We start from the raw sequence: 13967 nt of genomic DNA, 5'->3' as shown, positions 1-13967 counted from the left end.
CGGTCATGGCCGACGGTCATGTGCAATGACGTTTCACTTTCGCCCAAAGTCAGCGGGGATCTCACCCCATTTTTTGGTCTCCCATTTCAGGATGGGGTTTCGCACTTGGTGCTCAGCGAGCCACTTTTCGGCGCGGCGGACGAGGTTAAATAATCGCTGGTTCTGGGGCGTGCGAGGCAACTTGGTTTTACAGACGCCCTGTTTCACCCAGCTGCGACCGATCTGCGAATCGGAATAGATGGCGGTGTCGAACTGCTCGCCATGATCGAGCAGCGCTAGCGCATGGACGATAGCGAGGAACTCACCGATGTTGACAGTGCCCTCCGGGTACGGGCCCATATGAAAGAGGTTGGTCCCCGATTCAATCTCCACACCCTGGTACTCCAGTGGACCGGGATTGCCTTGGCAGGCTGCGTCGACGGCCCAGGCGGTCATGTCGACACCAAGTGCGGCCAAATCCTCGCGATCTATTTTCGGCGTAGGAGTTTTCTTGCCCGCACCGCCGCCCTGACCCCAGTAGGGATCAGGACCTTCCGCGTACGCTTTCTCAGCCGCCGCGCGGCTTGAAAATGATTTGTACTTGGCGTTGGAAAAACCGAGGATTTCTTGCTGGCATCGTTCCCAGGTGGTGTAGATGCCCGGGTGGAATCCATTCCAGACGACGTATGATTTCGGTTTCTTTGCTGACATCGGCCCGATTCGTGTAGAAACCAATTCAAAACTTTCCCGTCGGTATGCCAATTAAAAAATCAACATTCCCAGCATCAGCCGATCATCGCACGGTTCCCGTGGCGACACACTCGGCGGTTTTCTCACCGGGCAGGTCGGTCACGATTTCGATTTTCTGCGCGATGCGGGCGGGCGCGTCACCGGCGGTGAATTTCATCTGCACAAATTGAATCTTCTTTTTGCCTTCAGGGATTTCAAACGAGAACCGCTTGTCGGCGCAACGGACTTCCTGGATCGCGAACGGCTCATCCGCTCGCACTAGGAGCCGTTTACTCATCGTTTCGCCGGAGGATGTGGTGCCTAGACTCACTGCAGCAGGGGAGACGCTGACGGTGGGGCGAACACGGCCGGCGACCGACATTTCGATGGTGGGGAATTGCGAGTCATTGGTGACCAAAGTCAATTGTTCGTGAATGTCACCTTCAGCCATCGATTCTTTCATTCTCACCTGCATGTCGTATTCAACGACTCCCGGCTGAATTTGCGGGGCACTGAGTTTGACAGCCAGGTCGCTGCAGTGGCTGCGGACATCTTGGATGCGCCATTCCGGTGTGCCACGATGTGTGATTTTGATGCTGCGGGTTTTCGATTCACCCGACTTCGCTTCGCCGAAGTCCATTTCGGCAGGATCGAATGTGATATCGGTTCGAATCACGCCCCTGACCTGCAGCTGAACTTCGGCATAGAAGGGCTGATCAAACACGACGGTAATGGTCGCTGCTTTGGAGCCGATGAAGGTGCTTGTGTTGAACGTCGCCACGACCGAGGCGGTGTCGTGGGTGGCCACGGTGTCCTTGCTGACCGTGGGCGTCGTACAGCCGCAACTGCTCCGGACGGCAGCGACATGGACGGTCTCTTCGTAGAGATTCTGGAATTTAAAGTAATGCTGGGCAGTCGTACCACGCCCCACCGTGCGGAAGTCATGCTCAGTCTCCGCGAACATTTTCTTTGCCCAATTGTCATCCGCTGAGGCGAGCGGAGGGGCAAGAAAAGCACTGCTAATGACCATCGCAGTGATCATGAGGCAGCCGACTCGCAGTCGTCCGAACGGGAGAAAAATCATGCCTTACGTTCCCAACTGTAGTTTTCTCAACAAAAAATGTTGGAGTGTTTGATGAAATCAAAACTCCACGCCGCATAACCGTTAATGGATCGACTTGTATACCTTGTCGGCCAGTGAGTCGAATTTTTCCAGTAATTCTGCCAAGCGTTCCATGGGTAAACCCACGATATTGCTCTCGCTATCGCCGCCGATGACATGAATCCAGTCATTGTCATCCTGATACCCAAATCCACCCGCCTTGCCCTTCCAGCGTTCAGTATCCAGGTATCGTTGGATCGTTTCGTCGCTGAGCAAATCCATCTTCAGGCGCGAGCGAACGACATCGAGATAGCAGCGGTCCGAACCGGTCGACCACAGACACACACCGGTATAAACGTCGTGTTCACGCCCCGATAGTAAACGCAACATCGATTCGGCATGGTCGCGATCGGTAGGTTTACCGAGAATCTTGCCGTTACAGTCGGCCAGGGTATCGGCGGCAAGTATGAAACTACCTTTCCGCCGGCGAACCACTTCGACCGCTTTTTGAAACGCCAACCGTGCGACCATTTCCGATGCGGTTTCAGGATAGTCGACACCGCATTCGGCCGAGTCGGAGGCTGGACAGATTTCGAATTCGTAGCCAGCACTGCGAAGCAGCTCGGCGCGGCGCGGCGAACCACTGGCCAGCACAAATGGCTCGGCTGTGGGAATACTTGCGCGCGGCAGGTTTTTCATCAAAGGCAATGGTTCACTCATTCTTCGGCAAACGCATGGTGTCGTGAGGCGGCGAGATGCGGGCCTGAGGTATCAGAGGCGGCAGCGGTACGCTGATCGCTTGCCGGGGGCAACTGAGGACCTGCTATTTCAGGACCGGTGTGCGAGATCTCATTTCGTTCATTAACGAAAATCAATCGTGGCTGGTGCGTTTTCGCTTCGCATTCAGGCACTAACGTGTACGCCGCCAAGATCACATGATCACCGGGGCGAATGAGGTGGGCGGCGGCACCGTTGGCACATATATCGTGAGACCCCGGCAAACCTTCGATCGCGTAGGTCTCCAGTCGCGAGCCACGGGTTACGTTCCAAACATGCAGCGACTCGTAGGCAACGATTCCGGCGGCGACCAGCAACTCAGGGGGCACTGTGAGGCTGCCTTCATAGTTGACATCGGCAGCGGTCACGGTCGCACGGTGAATTTTCGCCGCGAGCAATTTGCGATAGCGTGGGAGAGCATCCAAGACGGTTAACTCTTGAGAAAGGGTTCTAGTTTTTCGACCGTCGCCGGCGTGCCAATCTCTAGTTTTCCGAAACCATAGGTCGCCCCCTCTGCAACAGCAGCTTGCTGGTGCTCGTCATAGTTGGTGACCAACATCACCGGAACACTCCCGATCTCGGGATCCGATTTGATCTTTTTAATGATTTCGAGCCCATCGCTGTAGTCGCGGTCGAGTTTGCGATTGACCGTGACGAGGTCGATGTGGCGGTTGCGGAGCAATTCGATCGTGTCCTCCGCGCCATGCGTTTGCAGCACAGTGGCGTCGAAGTGAGACGAAACCATTTTTCGGATTGAATTGAAGTCAGGACCGCAATTGCCGCAATCGACAAGCGTTTTCACCATTTCAGTTGCCTAAAGGCGTCAGAGTAATAAACAAATTGGCACAGTCGCACCCGGTACCTAAGCTTGAAAAGCCGCCATGGCCGAGTCTCAGTCGCTATTACGATTCATCATCGGAGCGGCAGGTAATTCGAAGGGCTAACCACGCGAAAGGTCCGGCGCCAGTGGCGCCGGCTCACGAACTCGATGCCCCGCGGGTGTCTGTGCAGCACAATTTACCATCCGGACCTAAGAAAGTCACGGCGTACCGTTATAGGGTTGGGAGTTGGGGGCGTTAAGGTCAGTGGAACGGCCGACTGCTGGCCAGTGGGGGGCATGGAGGATTGGTTCTGCGGAGAAAGGGCAAGCATTTCCTGGGCTCTAAAAGCGATATCTTTGGGGTCGGAGCCACAGAGAGACTCGGCTACTGAGCGCGGTCGCGTTTGCGTTGGATGTCGGCGATGCATCCCTGAGTATACGTTGCGTGCTCCGGCCAGCGTTCGGAGATTTCGCGATATGCGATGATCGCGGCGTCCCACTCACCCGATGTATCCAGGTCGGCCGCCGCATCGAGGGCGTCATCCGCGTTGTCGATCGCGACGGGTTCGACGTCAGACTCGGGGGCACCAAAATCAAAGTCCTCGGGCCAGTCGAACGTGCCGACATCCATAAAGGCGTGACACTTGGGACAACTCTGAGTGGTCCCATCTTGAGAGGCCGGGAAATCACTCGTGGCACCACATTGCTCACATTGAGAAGAAATTTTCGGGGCATCAGCTTGGTCGCGAAGACGCTGATCACGCTGCTGTTCGAACTGGCGAAGTAGTTCAGTGGCTGCAGCGAGGTCTTTTTGATCGACGAAAACCTGAGGTTGATGGAACTGGCTGATCGTGCCAAACGCAAACGTACTAACGCCCGAGTTATCTTCGACCGCATGAGCTGGGATACCGTGGGACTCAATCCACGTCACCACACTCTGTGCTTCGAGATTGCTGTTGGCGGTGTAGACAACGACGGGCTGGTTGAGTTGCATGAGCGTGATACGGACGGGAGCTAAAGACGGACAGAAGTTGATCGGAAGGGGGGGGGCTAATTGACGCGAGCTCGTATTTTTGACGATCATAGTACCCATGAACTCTCCTGCCAGCGACCGAACTGACCAGGCATCCGCCGCGCACAGCCAACAGGTGGAGGTCTGGCATGCCCCTGCCGCATTGACGGAACCGGGGCCGACGGAAGATTTCTGCGAGCGATTACTGTTAGCAGACGAGCGAATTCGGGCGGATCGATTTCGTGTCGCTTCCGCTCGCCATCAACATATCATCGGCCGGGGGATGGCGCGCACCCTGCTGGCAGCGGGCTGTTGTCAGACACATGAGATCGGATTCCGCCTCCTCGACCATGGCAAACCCATTGTGTCGACGCCGGCCATCGCCTGCCGCGCCTTCAACATCGCCCATACCAGAGGCCTCGTGCTGTGCGGACTCGGCGCCCCCCACCAATGGCTCGGAGTCGATGTCGAATGGATGGATCGCCGGACCGATCCCGAGTTAGCACGTCGATATTTCGCTCCGGAGGAGATCTGCCAACTCGATGCAACCTCGAGCGAAGCGGAGCATGCTGCATTATTCTTACGGCTATGGACGCTTAAAGAGGCTTTCATCAAAGCGATCGGTACTGGATTGTTCACGCCCCTGGACCAATTCGCATTTACAGCTGCGGCGAGCGATTCTCCCCAGTTGGTGGTGCGTGATCCCAAACTGACCCGGGGCCGCCATTGGCGGTTCGAGAGTTTTGAGCCGCGGCCAGGCTTTGTCGCTGCGATTGCCGTGGGTCTCGATGCGAAGTCAGTCGAAAAGAGCGAGGCGCCAACGCGACTGAAACTAGCCGCGTTCGAAACCTACGTTACTTGAGTAACCAACCAGGGACGAACTTCGGCTGCGAGGAAAAACGAACCGCACACCACTACAATCCCGTCCCGCCCCGCCAGTTCCCTCGCAGTTTGGCAGGCGACCACCGGATCGTCCTCCATGACATACCACGCGGTCGCGGGCGAGATGAAGGGGCCTGGCGATGCGGATGAGCCGGCTACTGTCGCGGCAGCTAACCCAGCAAGCGTTTGCACAGGCACAAATCGCGGGTTGCCGTGATACTGAGTGAGCACGACGGCGCTGAGGCAGGGGCGTAGCAAATCCAACATCGTGGCAGCATCTTTATCGACGCTAGTACCAAACACACCGATCAGTCGCCGCCCAGCAAAGCGAGCTTGCAATGTCTCGACCAATGCCGTGATCGAGTCAGGATTATGAGCAGCGTCGAGAATTGCAGTCTCGCCCGCCGGCAGGACAAATCGCTCCAAACGGGCTTCGATCTGCAACTGCCCCAGTGCATCCAGGACCGCTGCATCAAGCGAAACCCCCAGTCTTTTGAGGCCCATCAAGGCAACGGCGGCGTTGCCGATTTGATGTCGCCCTTCCAGCGAGAGGTGGACTGACTTCACCGGCAAGTTCGATGTGGCGTTCATGTCCTCCCCGAGCAACTCGAATGAACTTCCCCAGGCAGGTGCCTCCCCCACGTCAGTGAGCGCGAAGCTGGCGCTGGTACAATCTCGCACATCGAAGTCTTGTCCGAGCTCGAGCAACGGTGCCCCCACCTCTGCGGCCGTTTGCCGGATCACTTCACGAGCGGGTGATTTGGTCACGCCGCTGATTGCCGGAACGCCAGGTTTGAGGATGCCGGCTTTTTCCTTGGCGATTAACTCGAGTGTATCACCGAGGACGTTCTGATGATCCAGACCGATACTGGTAATCAAGGTCACATCGCTCTGAAAGACATTGGTACTATCCAGCCGCCCGCCCAGGCCCGTCTCGAGCACCCAGTAATCGCATTCGCAGCGGTGAAAGTGCTCAATCGCGATTGCGGTTGTCAGTTCGAAGAACGATGGTCCTCCGATTCTGTCGCGAGACATCTCTTGGACGATTGGCCGCATCGAGTTGACCAATGCGATCATCTGAAGCCTGGTAGCGGGAAGTCCGTTGACACGAAACCGTTCCTCCAGATCGACAAGGTGCGGCGAGGTATAGAGGCCCACCCGAAATCCCGCAGTCGCCAGCATGTGGGCGGTCATGGTGGCAACGGACCCCTTGCCCTTCGTCCCCGCGACGTGGACAAGCTTTGCTTTCGGGGGACGGCCACTGGGCGAAACCGCCACCGGGGGTGGCTCGGCGCGGCCTCCAGCGGCCTCGTAAAGATATCGCCCGTGCCCCAACCGCGTGACTAGGTCACGCATCCGGTCGAGGGTGAACCGATATCGTGAACCCGACCGCGCCAACCGTTCGTAATCGATACGGTCGTATAGCCAACGCGTCGCAGCGTGATAGGCCGCCCCGGGGTCGGTGGTGGGATCATCCGCGGCCGAGTCGCGGACGGCAGCATCGCGAGCGGCCAGTTTCGAAGGCGGCATAATGTAGGAAAACGTCGCAAGAGTGATGAGTGCGAGGGCTGAGACAAGCAGCCAAGTTTGCATTGTAGCGTGACGACGTGAGTTGCCACCCGCCCCATCGGTGCGCCACTGAAACAAAATTGCGAACCGTTTCGAGGCCGCCGCCGTAGCGATCGGACTCTCTTTGTCAAGTTTTTCTTCCCCATCCGTCGGGATCAATATTTCGTGGATACCGATACCAGCACGGCCGTTGTGCAGCCGTCCGCCGAGACCGTGCCAGCCGCTACCAGTTCGTCTGACAATGTGGTCATTGAGACCCGCAACCTGAGCAAAATCTATCGAGACTTTTGGGGGCGGAAAAAAGTCCACGCTCTCAAATCCCTCGATATCGAAGTCCGACCGGGAGAGATCTTCGGTCTCTTGGGGCCCAACGGCAGCGGGAAATCCACCACGATCAAGCTGATTCTGGGGTTGCTCTTTCCGACCAGCGGGCGAGTGCTGGTGTTCGATCAAGACGCCAGTGAAACCAGCAAGAACGAACGGATCGGCTACCTGCCCGAGGAATCGTATCTGTACAAGTTCCTCACCGCTGAGGAAACGCTCGATTTCTATGGCCGTCTGTTCGATTTGTCGGCGGCCGTTCGTCGCGAGCGGGTCCAGCAACTGATTGAAATGGTCGGTTTGCAGGGTGCCAAGCACCGGCAGCTCAAGGAGTATTCCAAAGGCATGACCCGCCGGGTCGGTCTGGCCCAAGCATTGATTAACGACCCCGATCTCATCCTGCTGGACGAACCCACCACCGGACTCGATCCGATTGGTACCCGCGAGATGAAGGATCTGATTTTGGGCCTGCGAGATCGAGGCAAAACGGTCCTGCTTTGTTCCCACCAGCTCGCTGACGTCCAGGACGTGTGCGACCGAGTGGCGATTCTGCACCAGGGTGAGCTGAAGGAACTCGGACGCGTCACCGATCTATTGAAAGTCCAAGATGTCACCGAGGTTCATGCCACGGGCCTTGACGAAGCTGCTAAACGTGAAATCGCGGAGGTGATTGCACGCCACGGCGGCAAGGTTGAGTCCATCGACAATCCCACCGCGACCATGGAGGACCTGTTCCTCAACATCGTGCGGGAAAGTGAAGCTCGTCCAGGCGCCCGCCGGGTATCCCAGTCGACCGACGCCCAGGACACTTCAGCTAGCTCGGCGAATGACGGGGAGCAAGCATGAATTTGCAGCGTGAGGATTTCTGGTCGTTTTATGAATGGTTCTTCCGCCCCGACGACGCGTTCCTAGAGAGCGCTGCGATGAAAGGCATCGTGTTGGCGGTGCTGGGAATCGTCCTCGGACTGATCGTCGGGTATGTGATTTCCGCGTCCCGCTACGGTTCGGGAGAGGGTTTCTTCGCCGTCGCTCGGGCCGTTCGCGACCTGTTTCGCTTCGATTTGCCCGGCACGCGGCCGCGACGGATCCTGGCACTGGCAGCATTGGCGTTTCGCGAGGCGATTCGCCGCAAAGTCCTGTACATTGTGGGCCTTTTTATCGTTCTATTGCTCCTGGCGGGTTGGTACCTGAACCCACAGAGCGACGATCCCGCGCGGCTGTATATCAGTTTCGTGCTGACGGCAACGAACTATCTCGTGTTGGCGCTAGCGCTGTTCATCAGTGCGTTCTCGCTGCCTGAGGACATCAAGAACAAAACCCTCTTCACGATTGTGACCAAACCGGTACGCGCCACCGAAATCGTGATCGGGCGAATGCTTGGTTTCGCCGCCATGGGGACCGCGATTTTGATCCCAATGGGTTTGCTCAGCTACGTCTTCGTAACGCGTGGACTCGATCACACCCACGCCGAAGTTGCCGACGTACGTGAGCTCGATGGGGGCGGATTTGAAGGTGAAACTGACCATACCCAGTTCCACTCTCACGAGTTCACACTCGATGAAAATGGCATCGGTGCAACCGAAATGGTGCGTGGTCACCGCCACTTGGTCACCCGCAATCCTGACGGCAGTTTCGAAATCGGCGAGGCCACCGGGGCGCTCCGCGCCCGAGTTCCCTCGTACGGCAGTTTAGTTTTTCGCGACCGGTCGGGACACTTGCAAGAAAAGGGAATCGATGTTGGTAACGAACAGATGTCCGGTGGTTACGGCAGCGCTGGTATTTCACGCTTGATCGGGATGTCCAAGGGGAGTCGTAAGATTGAGCACGGCTATGTCGAAGGTGGTGGGCTCGGGACTGCTGAGTACACGTTCGCCGATGTAACCCCCGAGCGGTATCCAGACATGATCCCAATCGATTTGACGCTACGAGCCTATCGCTCCTACAAGGGAAATATCGAGAAGGGAATTCGCGGGTCGATCACCATGAAACACCCGACCAAACCTATCGAGAGCAATCCGATTGGCTTTACTGTCAACGAGTATGAAGTCGACCAGAAGATGCTCCCGCTGGAAATGGAAGGCAGCGACGGCACGAACGCCCGCATGCTCAACGTGTTTGAGGATCTCGTCGATGAAAACGGGAACATGACCGTGGTGATTCGCTGTCTCGATGACGCACAATACCTCGGGATGACCCCCGCCAGCGTCTACTTGCGGCCGACCGACCATGCATTCGCCTGGAACCTCACCAAGGCCTATATCTCGATTTGGTTGCAGATGATCATGGTGACGGCGTTCGGCGTCATGTTCAGCACCTTTTTGACCGGTCCGGTCGCGATGGTGGCCACCGCCGTATGCGTGCTGTTAGGGTTCTCGGCCGAGCAGATCTACAACACTCGCTATCACATCGACATTGGTCAGAACGCGGGGGGCGGACCGATCGAGTCCGTCGTGCGGTTAGCCAAGCAAGATGCGATGACGACCCAGTTGGACGTGGACAGCGTGACGGCAACGGTGATCAAAACGGTCGATGCCGGCATTGTCTACACGCTCGACGCGCTCGCCACATCGCTGCCCAACCTCCCCAAAATGGTCAACACCGCGGAATACGCAGCGTCAGGTTTCGATATTTTCGGCGCGTTATTGGCTCGCCACACCGTAGCCACCTTTGGTTACGTCCTGCTCGCATTCCTAATCAGTTATTTTACCTTGAAAGCACGTGAGATCGCGGCATGAATCGCAAGACTCAATTTCGTCGAAAACTCATATATCTCGCCATTTTGGTTGTGATGTTGATCCCGCTGTACCTGCTCGGTCAACCCGCTGGCGGGGGAGGTGATGGCGGCGGACGCCTCGCTCAAATGCGAGATGCGTACGATATCTCTGAGAGCGATCTGGGAGAAATTAGCCCAGCCAGCGAAACGATGAAACTCGCTTCGCTGGGGATGCGTGGGGTCGCAGCATCGATGCTGTGGAAAAAATCCCACGAGTATCACGTCGCGCACGAATGGGATCGTCTCAAAGCGACGCTTAACAACATCCTGCTGTTGCAGCCACACTTTGATAAAGTATGGGAGTTTCAAGCTCACAATTTGGCGTACAACGTCTCCACGGAGTTTGACGATTACCGCCAACGCTATGAGATGGTGCGTGAAGGCACTGAGTTTTTGACCAAGGGTGTTCGGCAGAATACCAAGGCGCCGCGGCTGATCTGGTACACCGGCTGGTTCTATGGCTCGAAACTCGGCACCTCCGATGAAAAACGCCAGTTTCGTCGATTGTTCGCGGACGATGAAGTTCTGCACAAGAGCTTGCTCGAACAGGGAATCGCGATCGATGGCCCCGAAGCGCTGGGACCATATCGCAAACCTGACAATTGGCTCGTCGGGCGATTGTGGCTCAATTCCGGATATGACCTCGTCGAAGCAGGCGTCCCCATCCGCCGGCAAACACCAATCAACTTCTACGAAACCGGACCGAAATGGCGGATCCGCTTTGCCGAAGCGATCGAAAAAGAAGGTGTCCTCAACGATCAGGCTCGTGAAGCCTGGCAGCGAGCATCCGAAGATTGGCGAGCTCTAGGCAATCGCTCCGTTCCCACAACCGAGTCATTCACCATCAAATTGGGGCAGATCGACGAACTGCTGCGACGACGTGCGGAGACCGTTAACGAGATTCGCGAGATTACCGGCGACGTCTACAAACGTGCTGAAACGAAGATGATCATGTCTTTCGAACCGGTCGTTCAAGATGCGCTCATGACACCACCCGAGAAACGCACCAAATCGCAACAGTCGATTGCAGAGAAAAACCAACATGGAATCGAGCCCAACTTGGCTCAGGTCGCCCGCGACGCCGACCCCAGCGTCCGTGCGAAAGCCCTGCAATTGGTGGAGGCAGTCAACGATCTCGACGAGCGAATTATCAAAACAGAGGGACATCGCAAGCAGATCAACTATCCCTACTGGGAAACACTTGCACAGGCCGAGCAAGAAGAACGCACCGTCAATGCGCGGAGATTAATCTATGAAGCCAAAGAGGCCCTCAGCAAGGAAGGTGAACTCGAGCGCGCGATTGACTTGTACGAGGAATCCTTCCAACAGTGGTCGGAAATCTTCGATGACTACCCCATTTTGGTTATCGACACCAGCGCTGAAGATCTCTTTGACTCTGTCCGCGACTATATGAAGGCCATCGATTCAGACGAAATCCCCGAAGATTTCCCGCTCAAAACCTTCGTCGAGATGATGGGTGAGTACGGCAACGTCGACGCCGCCGTCTATGAACAAGCCAGAACGTCCCAACGCGAAAAGCTCGAGGCGAGAAAACAAGAGTTAGCCGAACAAGAACGGCAACGTGAAGAGGAACTGCTGAACGAGAAGAGAGACGCAGAAGAGGCAGACAAGGACGAGCCAGAGGCGGACGAAGAAGCGATGGAAACAGAGAACACGGAGGCAGAAGAGTCACAGGAGGTGACGGAACCCGCAGGCCCACAACCCGGTGACCCACAACCCGGTGACTCGGAACCCGGTGAGTCCGACGAGGAAGGTGAGGAGGACGCATCGGCGGCGAGTGCTGAAATGCAGGCTGATGCTGACGTGGACGCCCCATCGCCTGCCGAAGCACCCGAGAAGCCTGTCGTGGAGTCGCCCCCTGAGAGCGAGAGTGACTCCCCGAAGGCCGAGGACGATTGAGCCGCTAACGCCGGCTCACCGCGTGATTTTCAGGATGACTGACGCCAGTTCGATGCGGGGTTGTCGCTCTCGCCGGGGCGCCATCCCCGCGTTGCGTTTCGGTTCGATTGCATACGCCCGCTTGCGGCTCCGACCCGATCGCAGCGATATCACCATGTCGGAGGCCAGCGATTTCGGATCCCGGAATTGCATGATCGCGTCATGCTTCGTCACTCGTTGTCGGCAGTCGTCAAGAGACGGCCATGGCGGGGCGGGTGAAAGAATTCGAGACGGCGAACCAGCGATCTGGATTGCTCGCGCTCGAGCTTTTCTTGGCACGCTCCGATTGCAGGAGCATCGCGATTTCCGCACACGTCGCTGAGCTTGCGGCACGGGCCGGACCGCCGCTTTCAGCTCAGCCACGGTGACCGGCAGTCCGCAGTCGCGTCTGTTCGCGGACCATCACCTCGCCTCAGACCGGCACGGACGCAGTGAACATCCACACGTTTGGCAGCTACCGCATATCTATGCTGCAGTCGCAAAGGATGTTCTCCAGTTACAGCGATCGGGAGTTGAGTGGTCTCGTCCAGCGAAACAGGTTGCTCGTTTAGGCATCCAATAGGCACATCGCCTTCACCGGGTTTGTTCCACCGTCTTGGATCGGCAATCAAGTATCACCTGCTTAAACGCCGTCACCTAAGCGGGACTCAGCGATCGGCCCGCCAATCATCAACGGCATCGTCGACGTCGACAGGTTTTACTCGTAGCAAGGGTCCTGCAGGCGGCCGGCGGATTGCTTGAAGGACTCGCGCATTGAAATCCTGCACAACATCTCGTACTTGGGATTCCGTCTGTAGCGAGCGTAACCTGTCGGGCAATTCGTTTAGCTCTTTGGCGAGTGCCAAGGCGGTGGGGAGCACGGCAGAGGTGTCAATATTCTCACGCTGCAGTTTCTGAGCCAGCCAGCGTCCCTCATGATATGGCTCATCGATATCGGGAATCGGTTTGCCCAGACCCGGTAGATTATCGAACTCGCCTCGCTGCTGAGCGGCCTGGATCTGCTGTTCGATCCAGTCATCAAAGCTCATGCCGGGCGGCTTGCGCTCCGTCATCAGAACTTCCTTGAATCACTTGTATCATGTCACTGAGTGCTGTTGTGTCCCTGGGTGCGTTCCCCAGGGTGCCAACCCCCATGATAGCCGTGCCGTCGATGCGGTGCCAACTGCAATGCAGTGGACAGGTGGCGATCGCACCAGCTTCAACGACGGAGGGGCAAGAGAGCCCGACTCCGTTAGCTCGGCTGGGCCAAGCGAGATTGTTGGTACCCACCCAATAGCCTAGAGATTAGGCGTGGTGTAGGGATCGACGTCGCCGACCATGTGAAAGTGGTTGTGGTCGATATAGACACATTCAATCGCTTCGCGGTCATGCAGCGTGTGGGGAACAGGATAGCCAACCGTTGTGCGTTCGTCGAAGTAGATCGTGCACTTGTAGTGGGCGTGGTGCAGTTGAGCGGGGCCGATTAACGGATAGAAACGCGGTGGATCGACGTAATCGGCAATTTTCTCTTTGATGATTCGCACGTCGTTGCGTTGCTTTTCCCAGATCAAAGGGATGCCGCCTTGGACGGGACGCGCCTCTTCGAGGGCGACCATCACTTCATCATCGCTCGGCGGATCAAGTGCCACCGGTGCGCCACCCGAGGTGGTCGGCCCTAAGATCGGCACGCGATCATAGCGTTCCTTGTTGTGGAACTTTTGTTCCTGCAGAAACTGGTAGTAAGGACTGACCGGAATGGGGTACTCCAGAAAGCCCAGGCTGATATTGTTTCCACCGAGACCGTAGCAACCGCTGCAGGCTAGCGTCAGCAAGGCTGCTGACCAGAGACTGAGGCGAGTCAGTGTCGAGTTGAGTATCCGGGTCATCCGAGTAACCTTCCGTGGTTTCGTCATGTTTTAAAAGGCGTGCGACTGCGATGAGCAAAGTCGCTGTCGACAATTCATGCAGTTCGCTTGCGTACTACCTCTATCGTGTCAAACTGTGCCGGTCTTGCGGATAATTCCGGAATTTCGATCGAATTTCCGTCGCATCGCCGTGAAATCAC

13 protein-coding genes are annotated in these 13967 nt (G+C 56.9%); 4 read left to right on the top strand and 9 right to left on the bottom strand.

All coding sequences use genetic code 11. The features are described from left to right. Positions 1 to 33 precede the first annotated feature (33 nt). The 6 genes from Poly21_RS22325 to Poly21_RS22300 form a co-directional block, all read right to left on the bottom strand. Entirely contained in the window at positions 34 to 690 is a 657-nt protein-coding gene (locus Poly21_RS22325) for a ribonuclease H1 domain-containing protein (RefSeq protein ID WP_146409248.1), read from the bottom strand. An 82-nt stretch (positions 691 to 772) separates the two neighbouring features. After that, a complete protein-coding gene (locus Poly21_RS22320) occupies positions 773 to 1792 on the bottom strand; it encodes a DUF1573 domain-containing protein (RefSeq protein WP_436967518.1) in 1020 nt (339 codons plus the stop codon). A gap of 81 nt (positions 1793 to 1873) precedes the next feature. After that, positions 1874 to 2509, bottom strand: coding sequence for a Maf family protein (locus Poly21_RS22315; RefSeq protein WP_146409247.1), 636 nt, complete (start codon positions 2507 to 2509; stop codon positions 1874 to 1876). Between the two features lie 17 nt (positions 2510 to 2526). Further along, the gene (gene panD / locus Poly21_RS22310; RefSeq protein WP_146409246.1) at positions 2527 to 3012 is read right to left on the bottom strand and encodes an aspartate 1-decarboxylase; all 486 of its coding nucleotides are present in this window, start codon (positions 3010 to 3012) and stop codon (positions 2527 to 2529) included. Positions 3013 to 3017: 5 nt separating this feature from the next. After that, complete coding sequence (locus Poly21_RS22305) at positions 3018 to 3332, bottom strand: response regulator (RefSeq protein ID WP_302120175.1); 315 nt, start codon at positions 3330 to 3332, stop codon at positions 3018 to 3020. 460 nt (positions 3333 to 3792) lie between these two features. Continuing rightward, the gene (locus Poly21_RS22300) at positions 3793 to 4500 is read right to left on the bottom strand and encodes a putative signal transducing protein (protein ID WP_302120173.1); all 708 of its coding nucleotides are present in this window, start codon (positions 4498 to 4500) and stop codon (positions 3793 to 3795) included. Between Poly21_RS22300 and Poly21_RS22295 the strand changes: the two genes are divergently transcribed. Continuing rightward, positions 4499 to 5281 carry a 4'-phosphopantetheinyl transferase family protein gene (locus tag Poly21_RS22295; RefSeq protein WP_146409244.1) on the top strand — a complete coding sequence of 261 codons (783 nt, stop codon included), beginning with the start codon at positions 4499 to 4501 and terminating at the stop codon, positions 5279 to 5281. The genes Poly21_RS22300 and Poly21_RS22295 overlap by 2 nt on opposite strands. On the opposite strand, the gene Poly21_RS22290 is transcribed toward Poly21_RS22295, so the two are convergent. Beyond that, the gene (locus Poly21_RS22290) at positions 5269 to 7029 is read right to left on the bottom strand and encodes a bifunctional folylpolyglutamate synthase/dihydrofolate synthase (protein ID WP_146409243.1); all 1761 of its coding nucleotides are present in this window, start codon (positions 7027 to 7029) and stop codon (positions 5269 to 5271) included. The two genes, Poly21_RS22295 and Poly21_RS22290, sit on opposite strands and share 13 nt — an antisense overlap. A 33-nt stretch (positions 7030 to 7062) precedes the next feature. On the opposite strand from Poly21_RS22290, the gene Poly21_RS22285 reads away from it, so the two are divergent. From Poly21_RS22285 to Poly21_RS22275, 3 genes are read left to right on the top strand one after another with little or no spacing between them, the layout of a single operon-like run. Next, positions 7063 to 8037, top strand: a complete 975-nt coding sequence (locus tag Poly21_RS22285; RefSeq protein WP_302120347.1) for an ABC transporter ATP-binding protein — start codon at positions 7063 to 7065, stop codon at positions 8035 to 8037. After that, complete coding sequence (locus Poly21_RS22280; protein WP_146409241.1) at positions 8034 to 9926, top strand: ABC transporter permease; 1893 nt, start codon at positions 8034 to 8036, stop codon at positions 9924 to 9926. The genes Poly21_RS22285 and Poly21_RS22280 overlap by 4 nt, the downstream gene beginning before the upstream one ends. Continuing rightward, positions 9923 to 11884: an ICP22 family protein gene (locus Poly21_RS22275; protein WP_302120170.1), complete on the top strand. Its 1962-nt coding sequence runs from the start codon at positions 9923 to 9925 to the stop codon at positions 11882 to 11884. Before Poly21_RS22280 ends, Poly21_RS22275 begins: the two co-directional genes overlap by 4 nt. A 686-nt stretch (positions 11885 to 12570) precedes the next feature. Here the strand turns inward: Poly21_RS22275 and Poly21_RS22270 are convergent. After that, entirely contained in the window at positions 12571 to 12975 is a 405-nt protein-coding gene (locus Poly21_RS22270; protein WP_146409240.1) for a DnaJ family domain-containing protein, read from the bottom strand. A gap of 225 nt (positions 12976 to 13200) precedes the next feature. After that, positions 13201 to 13788, bottom strand: a complete 588-nt coding sequence (locus tag Poly21_RS22265; RefSeq protein WP_302120167.1) for a hypothetical protein — start codon at positions 13786 to 13788, stop codon at positions 13201 to 13203. Positions 13789 to 13967: the final 179 nt, after the last annotated feature.

Origin of the sequence: Allorhodopirellula heiligendammensis, from assembly GCF_007860105.1 — a bacterium.
Taxonomy (GTDB): domain Bacteria; phylum Planctomycetota; class Planctomycetia; order Pirellulales; family Pirellulaceae; genus Rhodopirellula; species Rhodopirellula heiligendammensis.
This window is presented reverse-complemented; position numbering and strand designations above follow the sequence as displayed.